The sequence below is a fragment of the Streptomyces sp. NPDC058279 genome (assembly GCF_042881255.1).
In the GTDB taxonomy this organism is placed as follows: domain Bacteria; phylum Actinomycetota; class Actinomycetes; order Streptomycetales; family Streptomycetaceae; genus Streptomyces.
The window spans coordinates 145,596-165,334 of record NZ_JBHVYA010000005.1 but is presented as its reverse complement, the minus strand read 5'-3'; the positions used below and the strand labels follow the sequence as shown (position 1 = coordinate 165,334).

The 19,739-nt window shown below is 74.4% G+C and carries 16 protein-coding genes and 1 riboswitch; of the genes, 6 read left to right on the top strand and 10 right to left on the bottom strand.

Translation table 11 applies throughout. The features are described 5' to 3' along the window. Positions 1-170: 170 nt before the first annotated feature. On the top strand, positions 171-959 hold the full coding sequence (locus tag ACFVXJ_RS12615) for a helix-turn-helix domain-containing protein (protein WP_389661704.1): 789 nt from the start codon (positions 171-173) through the stop codon (positions 957-959). Positions 960-1,135: 176 nt separating this feature from the next. Here ACFVXJ_RS12615 and ACFVXJ_RS12610 read toward each other — a convergent pair whose 3' ends face one another. Then, a complete protein-coding gene (locus ACFVXJ_RS12610) occupies positions 1,136-2,026 on the bottom strand; it encodes a bifunctional 5,10-methylenetetrahydrofolate dehydrogenase/5,10-methenyltetrahydrofolate cyclohydrolase (protein ID WP_389661703.1) in 891 nt (296 codons plus the stop codon). A gap of 28 nt (positions 2,027-2,054) precedes the next feature. Continuing rightward, positions 2,055-2,148: riboswitch (ZMP/ZTP riboswitch) on the bottom strand. Positions 2,149-2,260: 112 nt separating this feature from the next. On the opposite strand from ACFVXJ_RS12610, the gene ACFVXJ_RS12605 reads away from it, so the two are divergent. After that, positions 2,261-3,022 carry a methyltransferase domain-containing protein gene (locus tag ACFVXJ_RS12605; protein ID WP_389661702.1) on the top strand — a complete coding sequence of 254 codons (762 nt, stop codon included), beginning with the start codon at positions 2,261-2,263 and terminating at the stop codon, positions 3,020-3,022. Between the two features lie 233 nt (positions 3,023-3,255). Beyond that, positions 3,256-4,845, top strand: a complete 1,590-nt coding sequence (locus tag ACFVXJ_RS12600) for an RNA polymerase sigma factor (RefSeq protein WP_361307937.1) — start codon at positions 3,256-3,258, stop codon at positions 4,843-4,845. Positions 4,846-4,914: 69 nt separating this feature from the next. On the opposite strand, the gene ACFVXJ_RS12595 is transcribed toward ACFVXJ_RS12600, so the two are convergent. The 3 genes from ACFVXJ_RS12595 to ACFVXJ_RS12585 all read right to left on the bottom strand — a co-directional run bounded on the left by ACFVXJ_RS12595 (position 4,915) and on the right by ACFVXJ_RS12585 (position 9,028). Beyond that, complete coding sequence (locus ACFVXJ_RS12595; RefSeq protein WP_389661701.1) at positions 4,915-6,312, bottom strand: amino acid permease; 1,398 nt, start codon at positions 6,310-6,312, stop codon at positions 4,915-4,917. Between the two features lie 74 nt (positions 6,313-6,386). Further along, complete coding sequence (locus tag ACFVXJ_RS12590) at positions 6,387-8,531, bottom strand: phage holin family protein (protein WP_389661700.1); 2,145 nt, start codon at positions 8,529-8,531, stop codon at positions 6,387-6,389. Between the two features lie 92 nt (positions 8,532-8,623). Further along, positions 8,624-9,028 carry a hypothetical protein gene (locus ACFVXJ_RS12585; RefSeq protein WP_389661699.1) on the bottom strand — a complete coding sequence of 135 codons (405 nt, stop codon included), beginning with the start codon at positions 9,026-9,028 and terminating at the stop codon, positions 8,624-8,626. Between the two features lie 103 nt (positions 9,029-9,131). Between ACFVXJ_RS12585 and ACFVXJ_RS12580 the strand changes: the two genes are divergently transcribed. After that, the gene (locus ACFVXJ_RS12580; protein WP_389661698.1) at positions 9,132-9,908 is read left to right on the top strand and encodes an MBL fold metallo-hydrolase; all 777 of its coding nucleotides are present in this window, start codon (positions 9,132-9,134) and stop codon (positions 9,906-9,908) included. Next, on the top strand, positions 9,905-10,513 hold the full coding sequence (locus ACFVXJ_RS12575; protein ID WP_389661697.1) for a DedA family protein: 609 nt from the start codon (positions 9,905-9,907) through the stop codon (positions 10,511-10,513). The genes ACFVXJ_RS12580 and ACFVXJ_RS12575 overlap by 4 nt, the downstream gene beginning before the upstream one ends. Positions 10,514-10,626: 113 nt before the next feature. Here the strand turns inward: ACFVXJ_RS12575 and ACFVXJ_RS12570 are convergent, their stop codons facing one another. Both ACFVXJ_RS12570 and ACFVXJ_RS12565 read right to left on the bottom strand, forming a co-directional pair. Next, positions 10,627-11,865 carry an aminotransferase class I/II-fold pyridoxal phosphate-dependent enzyme gene (locus ACFVXJ_RS12570; protein WP_389661696.1) on the bottom strand — a complete coding sequence of 413 codons (1,239 nt, stop codon included), beginning with the start codon at positions 11,863-11,865 and terminating at the stop codon, positions 10,627-10,629. 134 nt (positions 11,866-11,999) lie between these two features. Continuing rightward, positions 12,000-12,572 (bottom strand): TIGR03086 family metal-binding protein, encoded by a 573-nt coding sequence (locus ACFVXJ_RS12565; protein ID WP_389661695.1) that lies wholly within the window; start codon positions 12,570-12,572, stop codon positions 12,000-12,002. Positions 12,573-12,761: 189 nt separating this feature from the next. Here ACFVXJ_RS12565 and ACFVXJ_RS12560 point away from each other — a divergent pair, with 189 nt between their 5' ends. After that, complete coding sequence (locus ACFVXJ_RS12560; RefSeq protein ID WP_389661694.1) at positions 12,762-13,574, top strand: methyltransferase domain-containing protein; 813 nt, start codon at positions 12,762-12,764, stop codon at positions 13,572-13,574. Positions 13,575-13,641: 67 nt separating this feature from the next. On the opposite strand, the gene ACFVXJ_RS12555 is transcribed toward ACFVXJ_RS12560, so the two are convergent. The 4 genes from ACFVXJ_RS12555 to ACFVXJ_RS12540 all read right to left on the bottom strand — a co-directional run bounded on the left by ACFVXJ_RS12555 (position 13,642) and on the right by ACFVXJ_RS12540 (position 19,729). After that, complete coding sequence (locus ACFVXJ_RS12555) at positions 13,642-15,612, bottom strand: DUF5107 domain-containing protein (protein WP_389661693.1); 1,971 nt, start codon at positions 15,610-15,612, stop codon at positions 13,642-13,644. 114 nt (positions 15,613-15,726) lie between these two features. After that, positions 15,727-16,269, bottom strand: coding sequence for a GNAT family N-acetyltransferase (locus tag ACFVXJ_RS12550; protein WP_389661692.1), 543 nt, complete (start codon positions 16,267-16,269; stop codon positions 15,727-15,729). A gap of 48 nt (positions 16,270-16,317) precedes the next feature. Continuing rightward, positions 16,318-18,351 carry a prolyl oligopeptidase family serine peptidase gene (locus tag ACFVXJ_RS12545; protein ID WP_389661691.1) on the bottom strand — a complete coding sequence of 678 codons (2,034 nt, stop codon included), beginning with the start codon at positions 18,349-18,351 and terminating at the stop codon, positions 16,318-16,320. 13 nt (positions 18,352-18,364) lie between these two features. Continuing rightward, positions 18,365-19,729 carry a M20/M25/M40 family metallo-hydrolase gene (locus ACFVXJ_RS12540; RefSeq protein ID WP_389661906.1) on the bottom strand — a complete coding sequence of 455 codons (1,365 nt, stop codon included), beginning with the start codon at positions 19,727-19,729 and terminating at the stop codon, positions 18,365-18,367. Positions 19,730-19,739 lie beyond the last annotated feature (10 nt).

The window sequence follows — 19,739 nt, the reverse complement described above, 5'->3', positions numbered from 1 at the left end:
CGGCCCGAGTGCCTGACGTGGTGTCAAGGTTCCCACACCGGGCGCCCCGGGGAAGGCCCCACGCACGGCGCGTGCCGTTTCCCACCGCCGGCCGCGCGGCTCCCCCGGGCGCCTCTCCCGCCCCGGCACCGCCGCGGTCGCGGGCGTACCCCATGGGTTAACGTCGGGCCATGACCTCTGCGAGTGTGGGTGCGCTGCTGCGTACCTGGCGGGAGCGGCGCGGGATCAGTCAGCTGGAACTGGCGGGGCGCGCCGATTCCTCGTCCCGGCACATCAGCTTCGTGGAGAACGGCCGGTCCCGGCCGAGCGAGGAGATGGTGCTGCGGCTGGCGGAGCACCTCGACGTGCCGGTGCGGGAACGCAACGTCCTGCTGGTGGCGGCCGGTTTCGCGCCCCGGTACGCGTGCACCCCGCTGGACGCGCCCGAGCTGGCGGTGCTGCGCGAGGGGCTGGAGCGGCTGCTGACCGGGTACGAGCCGTATCCGGCGCTGGTGGTGGACGCCACGTACCGGGTGGTCGCGGCGAACCGGGGCGTCACGATGCTGCTGGCGGGGGTGCCGGAGCGACTGTTGGAGCCCCCGCTGAACGTGATGCGGCTGACCCTGCACCCGGAGGGGCTCGCGCCGCGCATCCGCAACCTGCGCGAGTGGCGCGGGCACCTGCTGGCGCAGATGGAACGGCAGATCGCGCTGGGTCGCTCGGAGCCGCTGCGCGCGCTGTACGAGGAGGTCTCGGCGTACCCGGTGGCGGAACGGACGGGCGACGGCGAGCCGGCGGAGGCGGTCCCCTACATCGCGCTGCCGCTGGTGATCGAGCACGACGGGCGCGTCCTGTCCTTCGTGTCGTCCGTCTCCACCTTCAACACGCCGCTGGACGTGACCGTCGCCGAGCTGGCCGTCGAGACCCTCCTGCCGGCCGACCCGGCGACGGCCGAGTACCTGCGCTCGGCGGGCCCCTGAACCGTCGGCGCGGCGGACGGGGGGGCGCGGCCGGACCGGGGCGCGGCGACGGGTGCGGTGCCGGGCCCCGGAGCCGAGTGCGCGGCCCCGGAACCCGGTGACCCCACTGTGCCGGGCGGCTCCCGCCCGGGTCGATTACCTCCCGGGTCATGCCGTGCGGGTGGGGCCGCCGGCTCTCAGAGCTCCGCGAGGTCGAGGCCGGCCTGGGCGGCGGCCGCCCGGACGGTCTGCTCCAGCAGGACGGCGATGGTCATCGGGCCGACACCGCCCGGCACCGGGGTGATCAGCGAGGCGCGGGCGACGGCCGACTCGAAGTGGACGTCACCGACGTTGCCCTCGTTGTAGCCGGCGTCCAGGACGACCGCGCCCGGCTTGATGTCCTCGCCCCGGATGAACTCCGCCTTGCCGACGGCGGCGACCAGCACGTCCGCCTGGCGCACGATCGACGGCAGGTCGCGGGTGCGGGAGTGACAGTAGGTGACGGTGGCGTTGCGCTCCAGCAGGAGCATCCCGGCGGGCTTGCCCAGGATCGCGCTGCGGCCGACGACCACGGCGTGCTTGCCGGTCAGGTCCACGTCATACGCCTCCAGCAGCCGCATGATGCCGCCGGGCGTGCAGGAGACGAAGCCGGGCAGGCCGAAGCCCATGGCGGCGAAGGAGTGCATGGTGACGCCGTCGACGTCCTTGCCGGGGGCGATGGCCTCGAAGGCGGCGCGCTCGTCGATGTGGTGCGGCACGGGGTGCTGGAGCAGGATGCCGCTGATCTCCGGGTCCTCGGAGAGCTCGGTGAGCGTGGCGACGAGTTCCTCGGTGGTGGTCGCGGCCGGCAGCTCCACATGGCGGGAGGTGATCCCGGCCTTGGCGCAACGGTTCTGCTTCATCCGGACGTAGGTGACGGACGCCGGGTCCTCACCGACCAGCACGGTCGCCAGGCAGGGCGCGGTGCCGGTGCGCTCGGTGAGCTTCGCGGCGTACCCGGCGGTCTGCTCCGAGATGCGGCGAGCGAGGGCGGTGCCGTCCATCAGCCGGGCGGTACGGTCCGGGGTGTCGGTCTGGGCAGTCGTCATAGGGGTCTCCTGAGCGTCGCTGCGGATCGCGGTTCGCCCAGGCGCGCGGCAGTCGACGTACGGGAGTACGCCGGGCCGCTCCCCGGTGGTGATCCACCCGAACGCCAGTCACGGCCCGTCGTCCACTCTAGTCGACCCGCCGGGCGGACCCCGTCGGGCGGACCCCACTGGGCAAGGGGCGGGCCGGGTGAAAATCCGGTGGATCACCCGGGCCCGAGTTGGGAGGATCCAGACATGACACGCACTTTCGACCATCTCGTCGCCGAGGCGGATGCCGTCTCGGTGGACGGCTGGGACTTCTCCTGGCTCGACGGCCGGGCGACCGAGCAGCGGCCCTCCTGGGGGTACCAGAGGCTGCTGGGCGGGCGACTGGCCGGCGTCCGGTCCGCCCTGGACATCCAGACCGGCGGCGGGGAGGTGCTCGCGGGCGCCGGGCCGCTGCCCCGGCTGACGGCGGCCACCGAGTCCTGGCCGCCGAATGTGGCCAAGGCCACGCGGCTGCTGCACCCGCTCGGCGCGGTTGTGGTCGCGGACGCCGACGAGCCGCCGCTGCCGTTCGGCGACGAGTCCTTCGAGCTCGTCGCCAGCCGGCACCCGGTGACCGTGTGGTGGGAGGAGATCGCCCGCGTGCTGACCCCGGGCGGCACCTACCTCTCGCAGCAGGTCGGCCCGGCCAGCGTCTTCGAGCTCGTGGAGTTCTTCCTCGGACCGCAGCCGCAGGAGGTGCGGCGCGCCCGGCACCCCGACGACGCCGTCGCCGGGGCGACCGCCGCCGGCCTGGAAATCGTCGATCTGCGCTCCGAGCGACTGCGCACGGAATTCCACGACATCGGAGCCGTGATCTACTTCTTGAGGAAGGTGATCTGGATGGTGCCGGGCTTCACGGTCGGGCACTACCGCGACCGGCTGCGCGAGCTCCACGAACGGATCGAGCGTGAAGGCCCGTTCGTCGCCCACACCGCCCGCTTCCTCATCGAGGCCCGCAAAGCGGGTTGAGGAGGGCGGGAGGGGGCGGGCGGAGGGCGGACGGATCGGGGCCGGATCGGGTTGCGCGGACACAGCGTGGCGCAGGTCACTCAATTCAGCGCGTAACGAATCGACTCGGGCGTGCGATGAACCGACAGGTGTCCTCGCGCGGCCCGGAATACAGAGCCCCCTGGGGTCTGTTTCCCGAGTTCGCGCGATGATGTCCCGCCCACCCCTTAATTGTTCGCAACGAGAGGCTCCTTGTGTCGCTCAGCCCGTCCCGTACGTTCCCTCCGGAGATCGCCGAATCGGAGGCCCTCGTCGCGCTCGTCGAGCGCGGCCGCGAGCAGGGTCACATCAACGGTGACGATGTGCGTCAGGCTTTCGAGGCCGGCCGCATCCCGGTGGACCAGTGGAAGCGGGTCCTGCGCAGCCTGAACCAGGTCCTGGACGAGGAGGGCGTCGCACTGCACGTCAGTGCGGCCCCCGCCACGAAGGCCGCCGTGAAGAAGCCCCGCAAGGCGGCGGCCGCGCCGGCCCGCACCGTGACCAAGAAGGCGGCGGCCGCGCCGCGCCCCATCGGCGCGCGCAAGGTCTCCGCCGCCGCGACCCCTGCCACCGCTGCGGCGATATCCGCTTCGCCGGCCACCGCCGCCGAGGACGAGGTGACGGCCGAGGCCGCCGCCGAGCCCAAGAAGCGCGTGGTCAAGAAGACCGCCGCCAAGAAGGCCACGGCCACGAAGAAGACGGCCGCGGCGAAGAAGACCGGCGCCAAGGACTCCGACGAGGCCGAGACCCCGGCCGTCGAGGGTGAGGACTGGGCGGTCGAGGACCTCGCCGACGAGGCCGAGGAAGAGACCCCCAAGGCCGGCGGCACCCAGGGCTTCGTCCTGTCCGACGACGACGAGGACGACGCGCCGGCGCAGACGGTCATGGTGGCCGGCGCGACCGCCGACCCGGTCAAGGACTACCTCAAGCTGATCGGCAAGGTGCCGCTCCTCAACGCCGAGCAGGAGGTCGAGCTCGCCAAGCGCATCGAGGCGGGCCTGTTCTCCGAGTACAAGCTCGAAGAGGAGGACGACCACAAGCCGGCGTTCAAGCGCGAGCTGGAGATCCTCGTCGAGGACGGCCGCCGCGCCAAGAACCACCTGCTGGAGGCCAACCTCCGTCTCGTGGTTTCGCTCGCCAAGCGCTACACCGGTCGCGGCATGCTGTTCCTGGACCTGATCCAGGAGGGCAACGTCGGTCTGATCCGCGCCGTGGAGAAGTTCGACTACACCAAGGGCTTCAAGTTCTCCACCTACGCGACCTGGTGGATCCGGCAGGCGATCACCCGCGCCATGGCCGACCAGTCGCGCACCATCCGCATCCCCGTGCACATGGTCGAGATCATCAACAAGCTGGCCCGGGTCCAGCGCCAGATGCTCCAGGACCTCGGCCGGGAGCCCACTCCGGAGGAGCTGGGCAAGGAACTCGACATGACCCCGGAGAAGGTCATCGAGGTCCAGAAGTACGGTCGCGAGCCGATCTCCCTGCACACCCCGCTGGGTGAGGAGGGCGACAGCGAGTTCGGTGACCTCATCGAGGACTCCGAGGCCGTGGTCCCGGCCGACGCGGTGTCCTTCACCTTCCTCCAGGAGCAGCTCCAGTCGATCCTGGGCACCCTCTCCGAGCGTGAGGCGGGCGTCGTCTCCATGCGGTACGGCCTCAACGACGGCCAGCCGAAGACGCTGGACGAGATCGGCCGCGTGTACGGGGTCACCCGTGAGCGCATCCGCCAGATCGAGTCCAAGACCATGTCGAAGCTGCGCCACCCGTCGCGTTCCCAGGTGCTGCGCGACTACCTGGACTGAGCGGGCCCCAAATCGGAACCGGCCCGGCCCCCGTACCGTCGTGTACGGGGGCCGGGCCGGTTCTTCGTGTCACGACGTCGACCGCCGGGACCGTCGCGCGGCCAACACGGCGTGGCAGAGGACACCCGCGAAGAGGAACAGGACGCCCTGGTAGACGGCCGCGTACCCGGCGCCCGCCAGCAGCCACAGGGAGAAGGCGAAGGCGAGGCAGGCCAGGGCGGCGTCGCGGACCAGCCGACCGCGCCGGACCCGGGAGCGCTGCCCGGAGGCCAGGAAGTGGATCTGGGCGGCGGTGGACAGCAGGTAGGGGACGGTCGCCGTGAAGGTGGTGACCAGCACCAGCACCTCGAAGACCCCGTCGCCGCCGGCGGTGTAGTTGTAGACGGTCAGCGCGGAGGCCAGGACGGACGTCACCAGGACGCCGGCCACCGGCACCCCGCGCCGCCTGGTCTCGAAGACCTTGGGGAAGAGTCCGTCACGGGCGGCGGCGTACGGGGTCTGCGCGCTGAGCAGGGTCCAGCCGTTGAGGGCGCCGACCATCGAGACCACCGCGGCGCAGGCGACGACGGTGCCGCCCCAGGTGCCGCCGAACATGGCGTCGACGGCGTCGGAGAACGGTGCTTGGGAGGCGACGAGCTTGTCGTGCGCGACCAGCCCGAAGACGGCGAGGGTGCCGAGCAGGTAGACGACGGCGGCGCCCGCGGTGCCGAGGACGGTGGCCCGGCCGACGTTGCGGGCGGGGTCGCGGACCTCACCGGCGCTGACGGCGGCGGACTCGACGCCGAGGTAGCTGAACAGCAGGATCGCGGCGGAGGCGGAGACCGCGCCGACGGGGCTCTGCCCGGTCGCCTGGAACGGTCCGAGGTTCGCCGGGTCGAAGGCGAACAGGCCGCCGACGGCCACCAGCAGGAGCGGTGCGAACTTCAGTACGGTGGAGACGAGTTGGACGGCGCCCACGTACCGGGTGCCGGCCAGGTTGGCGAGCGCCGGCAGCCACTGGACGGCGAGGGCGCCCAGGCACATCGACCACGTGTGCGCGCCGAGCGCCGGGAAGAGCACGCGGAGGTAGCCGACGGCGGCCACCGCGAGGGCCGCGTTGGATACCCAGGTGGTGATCCAGTAGCTCCAGGCGGCGAGGAACCCGGCGAAGTCGCCGAAGGCGGCGCGGGCGTAGACGTACGGGCCGCCGGTCTGCGGGAGCCGCTCGGCGAGGCGGCCGAAGACGAGGGCGAGGGCGATCGCGCCGAGGGTGAGGACGCCGAAGGCGACCAGGCTGATACTGCCGAACGGGGCCACCGAGGCGGGCAGCAGGAAGATGCCGCCGCCGATGATGTTGCCCATGACCAGGCAGGTCGCGATCGGCAGACCGAATCGGCGGGCGTGCGGGCCGGCCGCGCCGTCGGCCGGGGTGGCGGCCGGGCGGTTGGCGGCCGGGGCGGTATCCGGGGCGTGCAGGGTGGTGCTCACGGGTGGTGCGCCTCAGGTGTCTCATATGCCGGACGGGTCGGCATATCGTCGTGCACACCGAAAGCCGTACCAAATCAGCGGGTTTCGTCCTGCACGGGCACCCCTGCGGACGGAAGGATTCCGCTCGGGGTGGCCGCCGGCCGCGAATCCTCCGTGAGCGCGTCGACCGCCGCCGACACCGGTGCCGCGCCCTCCACGGGCACCTGTGGTCCGTCCGCTTCCCGCAGCCAGCGCCGCAGGACGCGGTGCACGGCCTCGGCGCCCACCGGTTCGGGTCCCGGATCGGACAGCTCCGGCGGCCACATCAGGAACGGACGCCCCTGCTCGCCGCCGAGACCGCCGTGCGAACCGATCTGCTCCTCGAAGGCGTGTACCTCCCCCGTCCCCGGGTCGTAGGCCGAGTTGACCATGATGTCGGCCACGTGCGGGAAGGAGTCCGTCCGGCGGACGGCCTCCGCCGCGCCGGGGCCGAAGTCCGCCAGCAGCGCCTCCGCCTCGCCGGGCCGGTCGAGCCGGGCCACCGCGCCGCCCGGGCCCAGCACCTCCCCGTCCACCAGGAGGAAGCCGACGCCCGGGTGGTTGGCCAGGGTCGGCAGCAGGGCCGGGTGGGCGCGCTCGATCCAGGCCCGGCCGGCCCGCCCCGGCACGTCGGGGAAGGAGATCAGCCCGAGGTTGCCCGACGCCAGGACCACCGGGTCGGAACCGGTCACCGGGTGCGCCTCGTCCCCCTCCTCCACCGGCCGGCGGAGCGCGGCGAGCACCGCCGCCCGGGCCTCGGCGCCGCTGCGGGTGTGACCGGCGCGGCGGGAGACCGGCAGCCCGCAGCCCGCCCGGACCAGGTCCTTCAAGGTGAGCCCGTACCGGCCGAGGAAGGTCTCCCCCGGGCTCTGGCCGTGGTCCGAGAGCAACACGACGCGGTAGGAGCGCGGGGCGTGCTCGGCGACCCGGGTGATCAGCGCGAGGCCGCGGTCGAGGCGCGCCAGCACCCGGTCGGTGTCCCGGCCGTGCGGTCCGGAGTGGTGCGCGACCTCGTCGTAGGCCACCAGGTCCGCGTAGACGGCGGCGCGGCCGGCGAGCATGTCCCCGATCACCGCCGCCACGACCACGTCCCGTTCGACGACGGTCGCGAAGGCCCGGATCAGCGGGTACAGACCGCCTCGGCCGATGCGGGGGTGCCGCCGGCGCACCCGGTCCCGCAGCGACTGGCCGATCTCCCGCACCACCTCGGCGACGAAGGAGACGGCGGTGCGGACGGCGTTGGCGGGGTCCGAGAAGTACGCGAAGTAGCCCGCGCGGGACCGGTTGGCGCGCCCGCGCCGGGCGGAGAGGGACAGGACCAGCGCGAGCTGGTCGGCGCCTCCGCTGAACAGGTTGCCCCGGCTGGCCCCGTCGAGGGTGAGCAGGCCGCCGTCGGCGGTGCGGGCGATGGCGCGCCGCTGGAGTTCGGCGGCGCAGGCCGGGCGGTTGCAGACCATCACCTCGCCGGTGTCCTTCTCGTACCAGCGGAAGGCCGGCACGTCGAAGGTCGAGCCGTGCAGGATGCCGAGCTGGCCGGCGCCGGTCTGGCTGGACCAGTCCGTGCGCCAGGGCATGACGCGGTGGCCCCGCGCCGACAGGCCGGCCACCGTCGGCATCAGGCCGCGGTCCAGCGCGCGGTGCAGTTCCCCGTGCCCGACCCCGTCCAGTTGCAGGAAGACCAGGCCGGGCGCCGCCCGGCCCGGGCCGCCCGGCCGGGTTCCGCGACCGCGCCTGCGACGCCGGTCGGCGAGCCGGTAGAGCCTGCGGCGGTACGCCTCGTCGTCGCGTACGGCGAGCGCGGTGGACGTCGCCGACGCCACGGCGGACATCGCCGCCGCGACGACGACCGCCGTCTCGGGGGCCACCTCGCCGTGGCCGTCGGGGATCAGGCCGATCGCGATCAGCAGCAGCGAACCGTTGAGGAAGAAGACGAGCAGGCCCAGGACCAGCGCGGGCACCAGCAGCAGGGCCCGGACCAGCAACGGCCACACCAGCGCGCTCAGCAGGCCGAAGGCACCGGCGCCCCAGGCGGCGGTCAGGCCGATCCGGGTCAGGCTGTCCCCGCCGGGCCCTTCGGCCTGGAGGCGGAAGTCCGGCAGGATGCCCGCGAGCAGCAGCATGGTGAGCGTCGACACCGCCCACACGAGGATCACCCGTACCAGCGCACCGGCCGCCGTGCGCCACCACCGCCGTCGCCCCACGCCGTACCCCCGTTCCCGGTCTCCCCTGCCAGCGTCGCACGGGTCGGCTCGTTCGGGAGGGGCGTGCGGCGGGGGCGGCCGGGAGGAACGGTCTACGTGCCGTCGTAACCGGCGGTCGGCATGGAGAGCCTGCGGTGCACCTCGGCCTTCATGGCGGAGGTGTAGGCGGGTTCGTCCTGCCCCGCGGTCTCCAGCCGTACGCCGCGCCGCTCGCATTCGGCGGTGAACTCCTCGACGGAGCGCAACGCCCGGGCCAGGACCCGCCGGTTGGCGGTGACGAACAGGTCGACCTGTCCGGCGTCGATGTCGCGCCAGAGCCCGCAGTGGTCGGTGCGCAGGCCGTAGAACAGCAGGTGTCGGGTGACGACGTACCCGTGTTCGGCGGCCCAGCGCGCGCACATGGCGTGCTGGCCGCGGCTGTCCACGGCGAAGGGGTCGGCGTCGAGTTCCTCGAGCGGGGCCAGGCTGGCGATCGCGGCCACGCGCAGCGCATCCATGGCGCGAGACCCTACTCCGATCCCCGGCCCGGGAGGAGGGGGCGATCGGTCACGGTTGTGCGCGCTTCGGCCTACCCTCGGGGGGACGAGGAGGGAGATCCGCGTGGCGGTGGAGATCACCTGGTGGGGGCATGCCACCTGCACGGTGGAGGACTCCGGCGTACGGGTGCTGACGGACCCGCTGTTCGCGCGCCGGCTCGCGCACCTGCGGCGGCGGCGCGGGGCGGCGCCGCCCCCGGAGGCGGCCGACGCGGACGTGGTGCTGGTGTCGCACCTGCACGCTGACCACCTGCACCTGCCGTCGCTGGCCCGGCTCGCGCCGGGTACCGGGTTGTTGGTGCCGCGCGGGGCGGTGGGTGCGGTGCCGGGGTTGGCGCGCGTGGCGGCCGCGGGCGGGCTGGCGTTGACGGAGGTGGCGCCGGGCGAGGAGGTCACCGTACGCGGGGGGCTGCGCGTACGGGCGGTCAGCGCGCGGCACGACGGACGGCGGCTGCCGTTCGGCCCGCACCGGGCTCCCGCGCTCGGGTACGTGGTGCGGGGCTCGGCGCGGACGTACTTCGCGGGCGACACCGGCCTGTTCGACACGATGGCCGAGGAGGTGGGGCCGGTGGACGTGGCGTTGCTGCCGGTCGGCGGCTGGGGGCCGTACCTCGGGCCGGGGCACCTGGACGCGGGCCGTGCGGCGCGCGCGCTCGCGGAGCTGGCTCCGGCGGCGGCGGTTCCGGTGCATTACGGGACGTACTGGCCGATCGGGATGGACGCGGTCCGGCCGCACGAATTCCACGCCCCGGGCGAGGAGTTCGTCCGTCTCGCGGCCCGGCTGGCCCCGAAGGTGACGGTACGGGCCCTCGCGCACGGCGAACGGGCGCGGCTGCCGTGACGTTGTGGCCGGCGGCGACGGAGGGGGCGGGGCAGGCCGTCGGCTACCCGGCGTTGTTCGTGCTGGTCGCTCTGGGCGCGCTGGTTCCGGTGATCCCGACGGGTGCGCTGGTGAGCTCGGCCGCGGTGGTGGCCTTCCACCGACCCTCCATGGCGCTCGGGTTGGCGCTGGTGTTCGGGGTGTCCTCGCTCGCGGCGTTCCTCGGGGACCTCGCGCTGTACTGGCTCGGGCGCAGCGGAGTGCGCTCGCGGGGCGGCTCGCGGTGGCTGGAGCGGCTGCGGGGCCGGGCCGCTCCGGAGCGGCTGGAGCGGGCGCTGCTCGGGCTCGACGACCACGGGGTGTCGGTCCTGGTGGTCTCGCGGCTGGTCCCGGCCGGGCGGATACCGGTGATGCTGGCGTGCCTGCTGGCCGGGTTGCCGCTGCGGCGGTTCGCCCGGGGCGACGCCCCGGCGTGCCTGGCGTGGGCGGCCACGTACGGGCTGATCGGCATCGTGGGCGGGTCGCTGTTCTCGCAGCCCTGGAAGGGGGTGGCCGTGGCGGTGGGCGTGACCCTGCTGATCAGCGCGGCCCCGACGCTGTGGCGGCGGCTGCGCCCCTCGCCCTGAGGGAGGCGCGGGCCGGCCCGTGGGCTGGACATGGCGCGGGAGCCCTCGGCGCCGGGCCGGAGGGCGCCTTCGCGGGCGAGGCGGGCGAAGGCCCGTACGCCGCTCGTCCCGGTTCAGTCGGCCAGGGCCGCCAGCACCGATCGGAGCCGGTCCAGCGAGGCCCGTACGTGCGGTAGTTGCAGGGGCTCCCGGGCGGTGAGGGAGGCGATCCGCTCCCGGGGGCCCGCCCCCAACAGGGGTCCCGTCGACAGGCGTACGCGCAGCGCGTCGGGCGAGTCCGCGAACCGCTGGGCGCCCGGCGTGGGCGCCCCCAGGCGGGCGCCGAGCCAGTCCTCCAGTTCCATGGCGTCGCCCACCCCGTGGCGGGCCAGGCCGGTGCGCAGCGGGGTGAGGTCGGCGTAGAGGTGGCGCCCGGCCTGCGGGGGCCGGGCGAACGCGCCGGCGGCGAGCAGCTCGGCGTGCGCCGCGGCGGCCACCGCGCCGTGCAGGGCGGCGGCGGTGTACGCGCGTTCGCCGACGGCGTCGGGTTCGTCGAGCGCGTACGCGGCGGCGCCGGCGACCGGGCCCGCGACGAAGGCGCCGGTGGCGGTGAGGACGTCGAGCGTACGGGCCCGCGGACCGCCGCCGCGCGCCGTGTCGGGGAAGCGGACCACCGCCGCGGGCCAGCCGGCCGGCAAGAGGGAACCGGAGAGGTCGACCAGTACGGCGGCCCGGTCGGGCAGCATCTCGGCGGGGCTGAGCACCAGCGTCTCGTGCGGGCGGTGCACGGTGTCGCGCCAACTCTCGTCGCTCACCACGAAGAGACCGGCGGATTCGGCGGCCTCGCACGCCTCGCGCAGCATCTCGGGCGGGGGCACGGTCGCGGTCGGGTCGTCGGCGACGGACAACAACAGGACGCGCGGGTCACCGCCTTCGGCGCGCACCCGCCGGACGGTCTCCAGCAAGGCGTACGGGTCCGGCACGCCCCCGCACTCCGCGGGTGTCGGGACGTGGTAGGCCCGCCGTCCCAGCAGCCGGACCTGGGGCGTCCACCAGGCGGGACAGGGCCGGGGCAGCAGCACGTCGCCCCCGTAGGCGCCGAGCAGCGCGAGCAGCAGGCCCGGGGCGCCGGGGCCCGCTGCCACGTTCTCCGGCCGGGTGGGCAGCCCGCGCCGGGCCCAGAACCCGCAGGCGGCCTCGCGGAGCTGCTGCCCGCCGCCGGGGGGCTCGGGGGCGGCGCGTCCGGCGGCCCGGGCGAGGACGGCGGTGAGTTCGGGCAGGACGGGCAGGCCGGGTTGCGGGGCGGGCGGGCCGTAGCGGACGGTGCCGCGCTCCTCCGCCGTGGTCCGCCCCGGCCCCACCGTCGCCGACATCGCGCCGCCGCCTTCCGTCGTTCCGTCGATCCGCGTTCCGTCGATCCGTGCCCCGGGCCGGCCTCTCCGCCGGATCATGCCCTTTATACGGTTGTTTACCCGCTATCGCCCGCCCGGGTGCGCCATGCCCACCGCTATGCCCGCCTGCCGAGCAGCGCCAGCAGCCGGGTCTGCGCGTCCGCGCCGGGCGGCACCTCCAGCGGCTCCGCGTACATCCCGGACGGGGCGAGCGCGTCGGCGTACGGCATGACTTCCTTGAGGGAGAACTCGACGAGGTCGTCCGGCATCCGGTCGTCGGCCCCGATGGCCCGAGAGAGGTCCCAGGCGTGGACGACGCAGTCGGCGGTCAGTTCCGAGCAGTACGCGGAACCGCGTGCGGGTCCGTACGAGAGCTTCACCGTCTTGTCGAGCGCCCCCGGCGCGGCGAAGGCGGAGTGGGCGGCGACGGACGCCCGGTCCCAGGCGACGACCGGGTCGTCACCGAGCAGGTCGCCGGAGAGCGCGTCGCCGACATCCTCGACCGTACGACCCTCGGTGACCAGCGGCGGCACCCACAGCTGCTCGCCGGTGACGTGGTTGACCAGGTCCCGCACGGTCCACTCGGTGCACGGCGTCGGGGCGCCCCACTGCTCGTCCGTGACGACGCGCACCCGCTCGCCGAACAACCGCAGCGCCGCGGCGTGCTGTCGAAGCAGCGTGTCAGGCATGGGTCCCACCGCCCTCCGGCGTGCTCGGTCCCCCAGGGGCCACTGTCCTCGCACCCGACTCGGGCTGCCACCGACCGGGACGAAACCCTTGCTGGAGAAGCATCGTGTCCACATGTCAAAACGGATATCTCAAATGTCGAGCCGACCCTTTACGGTGATCACACGCTTCGACGAGGAGGAGTCACCGCCATGAAGGAGACCGCCGTCTACACGCACGGCCACCACGAGTCGGTCCTGCGGTCGCACCGCTGGCGCACCGCCGAGAACTCGGCCGCCTACCTGATCGGCGAGCTGCGACCGGGCATGTCGGTCCTGGACGTGGGCTGCGGCCCCGGCACCATCACCGCGGACCTGGCGGCGCTGGTGGCACCGGGCGGCCGGGTCACGGCGGTCGACGCGGCGGCCGACGTGCTGGAACAGGCCCGCGCGTACGTGGCCGAGCGCGCGCCCGGCGCCCCCGTGGAGTTCGCCACGGCGGACGTGCACGCGCTGGACTTCCCGGACGACTCCTTCGACGTGGTCCACGCCCACCAGGTGCTGCAACACGTCGGGGACCCGGTGCGGGCCCTGCGCGAGATGCGGCGGGTGTGCCGACCCGGCGGGATCGTGGCGGCGCGGGACGCGGACTACGCGGCGATGACGTGGTACCCGGCGACGCCGGGGCTGGAGGAGTGGCAGAGCCTGTACCGCCGGGTCGCGCGGGCCAACGGCGGCGAACCGGACGCGGGGCGGCGGCTGCTGTCGTGGGCCCGGGCGGCCGGGTTCACCGAGGTGGCGGCCTCGGCGACCGCCTGGTGCTTCGCCACCCCGGAGGAGGTCTCCTGGTGGTCCTCCCTGTGGGCGGACCGCACGACGGCCTCGGCGTACGCGTCGATCGCGACCTCCGGCGGCCATGCCACGCCGGCCGCCCTGAGCGCGATCGCCGAGGCGTGGCGGAGCTGGGGCGCGGCTCCCGACGCGTGGTTCTCGGTCCTCAACGGCGAGATCCTGGCCCGCGCCTGAAGCGGGCCGGGACACCCGGGTCCGGGGACGGCCAGGGGGACGGTCAGGAGGACGACCAGGGGAACACTCAGGGCGTCTTGGGGCGCATCCGGAAGTCGTAGGCCGGCGGGAGGGGGCGGTCCGTGAGGGTGGACCAGATGTGCTCCAGGGTCTCCTCGCCCTCGCGCAGGTCCGGTACTTCGAAGCCGTCCTCGAAGACCCGCCGGGCCGCGCCGAGGTGGCCCTCCGCCGACAACAGCCGCGCCGCGAGCAACCGGAAGCGGCCGTGCTCGCGCAGCGTGGGCCGCAGCCGGTCCCAGACGGAGCGCGCCGCCGCGAGCCGGCCGGCCGCCAGCAGGGCCGTCAGCGCCTCCCGTCCCAGCGCGGATTCCGCCGCGAGCCACGGTTCGCCGCCCCGGCTCTCCAACGCCAGGTCCTCGAACGCCTCCGCGTAGCGGTCCGCGGCCCGTTCGGGGTCACCGGCCAGCGCGTCGGCCACCGCCAGGCACCTCAGCAACGGCCACCGCGAGGGCGCCAGCGCCAGGCCGCGCTCCCAACTGCGTACGGCCTGGGCCGTGTCGCCGGCGTGCCACTGGGCGACGCCCAGGTGGTACTCGGTCAGCGGGTCGGCGGGGGCCGTCTCCAGCATGTCCCGCCAGTGCGGGGCCACCAGGGTGTCACCCGGCGGCGCCACCCGGCGGGGCGCGGGGAAGACCCCGGTCCGCCACAGTTCCAGCCAGGGCGTCTGGGCCTCGCCGAGCGTCGACTCCGGGAACGGGGTGCCGGGCAGCTTGAAGCCCCCGCAGAGCACCTCCAGCGCGCCCCACCCGGAGCCCGTCGCCAACCGCTCCCCCGGCGCCTCGTCGGCCGCCGCGCGCCACGCCGTGTACGCCTGCGCCACCCGCTCGGCGGGCAGCGCCGCGTCCAGCGCCGCCGAGGCCGCGCCGCGCGCCGCCGCCCAGTCGGGGCCGTGCACGGTGGCGGGGTCCGCGCCGAGCGGCCCGTACGCCTCCAACCAGTCGAACTCCGCCCCGGCCTCCAGGCGTACGTGCTCCAGTTGGGTCCGGGCGAGCCCCGCCTGGATCTCGGCGTAGCCCCCCGTGCCGGGTTCGGTCAGCCACTCCTGCCACCGCCGGCCGCCGTCGCCCGATCCCCACGTGAACAGCTTGCGCCCGCGCAGGCGCGCGGTGGAGGTCTGTACGAGTCCGCGGCCCTCGGCGTCGAGGGAGGCGATCCACGGTCGGGCGCCCTCCGGGACCTCGTAGAAGAAGTCGGCGGGGTGCTCGCCGCGCGTCGGGTACGTACGGTCCGCGCCCTCCCACTCCGGGACCGGAACCCGTCGCAGCGAGCGCTCGTAGCCGAAGTGCCACGCCTCGTCCGCCGGCGCCAGCACCCGGGTCCCGGGGTCCTCGGGGACGGCGATGTTGGACCACCAGTAGACGGGGACGGGCCGCTCGTGCGGGTTGCGCACGCGGACGCCCACGTAGAGGAACTCCGAGTCCCCCGGCAGCCACAGGTCCACCTGGAACGGCAGGTCGCGCAGCCGCTCCCACTCCCACAGCCGGACCATCACACCGCCGTCCGGCGCCGGGACGAGCGCGGCGTGCAGCGGGGCGCAGGACAAGGTGGTGTGCCCGGTCGCGCCGATGTTCCATTCCACGCCGCCCGAGAACCAGGCGCCGTTGAGGGCGAAGTTCGCGGGCTGGAACACCGGGTTGCGGTAGAGGAGTTCGCGCCCGGTGGGGAGGTGGACGAGCGAGTGGATCCGGCCGCCGAGCTCGGGTAGGACGGTGACCCGCAGCTGGGCGTTCTCGATGACGATCGCTTCGAAGTCCCGCTTGCGGCGGGTGCGTTCGTACCCGTCGCGGACACGGACGGGCAGCAGCGATCGCAGCGGTTCGTAGCCGATCTGGCGGGCCATTTCGCGCGGCAGCCCCTGCCGCGCCCGCTCGTCCAGTACGTGTACCTCGGCGGGCGCGCGCAGGGCGGGCAGCGGGTTCTCGGGGCCGAGCGGGGCGGCGGGGAGGGTCAGCGGAGCACGTCGGACGGTGGTGGCCATGAAGGAATGGAACACGCCGTACCGGCCGGTGCACAGAGGTTCCGCGGATCACCACCGGTCAGGATTGCGCAAAGCGATGGCCCACGGATGACCGACGGATGCCCTACGGGTGTCCTAAGGCGCGATCAGCGCCCAGCGCTCGTGGTCCCGCCAGGCGCCGTCGACGCGGAGGAAGTCGGGGGAGAACCCCTCCCGGCGGAAGCCGTGCCGGCGTACGAGCGCGAGGGAGCCGGCGTTGCCGGGCTGGATGTTGGCCTCCAGTCGGTGCAGGCCGAGGCCGCCCTCCGCGGCCGGGGCGAAGGCGTGGGTCAGGACCAGGCCGAACGCCTCGCCGAGCAGTCCGCGCCCCGCCGCGTGGGCGAACGCCCCGTAGCCGAGGGCGCCGCACTGGAAGGCGCCGCGGACGATGTTGTTGACGTTGACGAAACCGGCCAGTGCGCCGGTGGCGCGTTCGCAGACGAGGAAGCCGGCGCCCCGGTCACCGTCGAACCGGGCCGCGTAGGACTCGTAGCCCTCGACCGTGTCGGGCGGGAACAGCCAGGGCCGGTGCAGGTCCCGGCTCTCGCGGGCGCGGGCGGTGAACTCGGGGCCGTCGGCGGCACGGTAGCCGCGGATCGCGACGCGGGGGCCTTCACGCAGGTAATGGAGATCGACCATCCCTCCAGCCTATGTCCGACGACGGGTCCGTACCCGGCCCGAACGGCCTCAGGGCTCCAGGGTCAGCTCCGGTACGTCCGTCCGCTCGGTGCCGAACACCTTGACGTAGAGGGCGAGTTCGGCCTCCAGCGCCCGGACCATGGTGTCCGCGCGCCGGAAGCCGTGGCCCTCGCCCGCGAAGGTGAGGTACGCGTGCGGCACCGAGCGGCCCCGCAGCGCGGCCAGGAAGCGCTCGGCCTGGGCCGGCGGGCAGACCGGGTCGTCGCGGCCCTGCAGCAGCAGGAAGGGGGCGGTGACCCGGTCGGCGCGGGCCACCGGGGAGCGTTCGCGGCAGCGCACCGCCAGGACCTGCGGCGGCCCGGCCAGGCCGTCGACGTAGTGGGACTCCAGGTCATGGGTCTCGGCCGCGAAGCCCGTCAGGTCCAGCACGGGGTAGCTGATCGCCGCGCAGGCGTACAGGTCGGTCGCGGCCAGGGAGGCCGCCGCCGTCCAGCCGCCGGCGCTGGCGCCGCGGATCGCGAGCCGGTCCGGATCGGCGGTGCCTTCGGCGGCCAGGGCCCGGGCCACGGCCGCGCAGTCCTCCACGTCGACCACGCCCCACTGCTCGCGCAGCCGCTCGCGGTAGGCGCGGCCGTAGCCGGAGGAGCCACCGTAGTTGACCTCGACGACGCCGATGCCCCGCGAGGTGAAGTAGGCGATGTGCAGGTCCAGTACGGGCGGCACGTGATCGGTCGGGCCACCGTGCGCCCAGACCACGTACGGGGGCAGCTCGTCGGCGGGCGCCGGCCGGTCGGGGTGGTGCGGCGGGTAGACGTGGGCGTGGATCTCCCGGCCGCCCGGGCCGAGGAAGGTCCGGCTCTGCGGTTCGGGGAAGTACGCGGGGTCCACGGGGGCGGCGGCCCGGGCTCCGATGACCCGGGCGTGGCCGGAGGCGGTGTCCAGCTCGACCACCTCGTAGCCGCTGCGCGGGCTGGCGGCGACCCCGTAGACCCGCGTGTCGTGGACGGCGAGGGTGGGTTGCCAGGCGGTCCACGGCCCGGCCGCGTCGACCAGGTCAGCGGTGTCGGGGTCGAGCACGCCGAGCACCGAGGAGCCCCGGCCGTGCAGGACGGCGATCAGCCGGTCCGGCAGCGGGGCGAGCCAGGACAGGCCGGGCTTCCACAGTGGGCCGCCGAACTCCTCCTCGCGCGGGCACAGGTTGACGACCTCGCCGGTGTCCGGGTCGACGCGGTACGGGTTCCACCAGCCGCCGCGGTCGCTCACCGCGAGGAGCGTCCCGTCGGCGGCCCACTCCACCTGGGCCACGGCCTCGTCAGGTCCGCCGAGCACGGTGCGGGGCTCGCCGAGCACGTCGGCCCCGGTGACCTCGGCCCCGGTGACCTCCGCTTCGGCGACCTCCGCTTCGGTGATCTCGGCCAGCAGCAGTTCCGTGCCGTCCCAGGGCATCCGGGGGTGGTCCCACACCAGCCGGGCCGCGAACCGCCCGTCCGGGGAGATCCGGGGTCCGGTGGTGAACCGGTGCCGGTCGTCGGTCAGTTCGCGCACCCGGGACCGGTCCTCGGCGGCCGATCCGTCCAACGGCACGGCCGCCACCACGCGGCGCACGTCGGTGGGCGCGGGGCCGGTGAACTCCTCCAGTACGCACCACACTTCGCCGCCGCGCAGCACCGGGTCGGCCCAGCGCAACCCGCCGCCCACCGCCGAGGACGGGGTGAGCGGCCGGGGCGGCGGCCCGCCGGGCGCGTCGGGCTCGTACGCGTACAGCCGCTGGTCTGCGTGGTGGACGAACACCACCAGCGGCCCGCCGGCGGCGCGGGCGGTACCGGCCCAGGGGCGGCCCCCGTACTCGGTGAACCGGCTGCGGACGTTCCAGGGGGCGTCCAGCACCGACCGCTCGGGGCCCCCGTCGGCGGGCCTGCGGACCAGGGTGCGGCGGCCTCCCTCGGCCGGTCGGGGCTCGGTCCACCACACCTCGGGGCCGACCGTGCCCACGTACTCGGGCCGCCCGTCGAGCGAGGCGGCCAACGCGGCGTCGATGGGCGAGGGCCAACTCCCGTAGGACCCGGCTGCCGGTGCCGTCATCGCCCGGCCCCCGTCACAGGGCGCGCAGCGCGCGGTCGAGCACCCGGACCCCGAAGTGCAGGGCGTCCACGGGTACCCGCTCGTCCACGCCGTGGAAGAGGGACCAGTAGTCGTAGCCGGGCGGCAGCTTGAGCGGGGAGAAGCCGTAGCCGGTGATGCCGAGCCGGGAGAACTGCTTGGCGTCGGTGCCGCCCGCCATGCAGAACGGCACCACGTGCCCTTCGGGATCGAAGTGCTCGACGCTCTCGCGCAGGATGCCGAAGGTCCGTCCGGTGACGGGGGCTTCGAGTGACACTTCCCGGTGGTGGAACTCCCAGCGCACGTCGGGTCCGGTGAGTTCGTCGAGGGTGGCGATGAACTCGTCCTCGCCCCCGGGCAACATCCGCCCGTCGACGTAGGCGGTGGCGTGCTCCGGGATGACGTTCAATTTGTAACCGGCGGTGAACATGGTCGGGTTGGCACTGTTGCGGAGCGTGGCCTCGACCAGTCCGGCGGCCGGCCCGAGCTTGCCGAGGAGTGCGTCGAGGTCTGTGTCGCGTGCGCGCGGGTTGACGGACAGCCCCTGGACCGCGGCGAGTTCGGTCAGGCAGGCGGCGACGGTGTCGGTCAGCCGGACGGGCCACTCGTGGGCGCCGATCCGCGCGACGGCCGCGGCGAGGCGGGTGACGGCGTTGGCGCGGTTGGGCTTGGAGCCGTGGCCGGCGGTGCCGTGCGCCGTCAGCTTCAGCCAAGCGGTACCGCGTTCCCCGGCGGCGATCGGGTAGAGGGGCCGACCCGGGCCGGTGTGCAGGGTGAAGGCGCCGGATTCGCTGATGCCCTCGGTACAGCCCGCGAACAGGTGGGGGTGGTGGTCGGCGAGGAATCCCGATCCGTCGACCGCGCTGTCCTCCTCGTCGGCGGTGAAGGCGAGCACGATGTCCCGGCGGGGCTTGGTACCGGCCCGCGCCCAGGCCCGGACGACGGCCAGCACCATCGCGTCCATGTTCTTCATGTCGACCGCTCCGCGGCCCCAGACCACGCCGTCGCGGACCTCGCCCGAGAAGGGGTCCACGCTCCAGTCCGCGGCCTCGGCCGGGACCACGTCGAGGTGGCCGTGGACGAGGAGGGCGTCGGCGGACGGGTCACTGCCCTCGATCCGGGCGACCACGTTGGTGCGTCCCGGGGTCCGTTCCAGCAGGACCGGTTCCAGACCGGTGGCGGCGAGCCGCTCGGCGACGTACTCGGCGGCGGGTCGTTCCCGGCAGTCGCCGGCGCCGCGGTTGGTGGTGTCGATGCGGATGAGGCCGGAGGTGAACGCGACCGCTTCGTCGAGCGCCGTCCGGTCCATGGCGCCGTCGGTGGCCACGGTCCCGTCCGCGGGGCCGTCGGTCGAACGCATGGGCTGCATG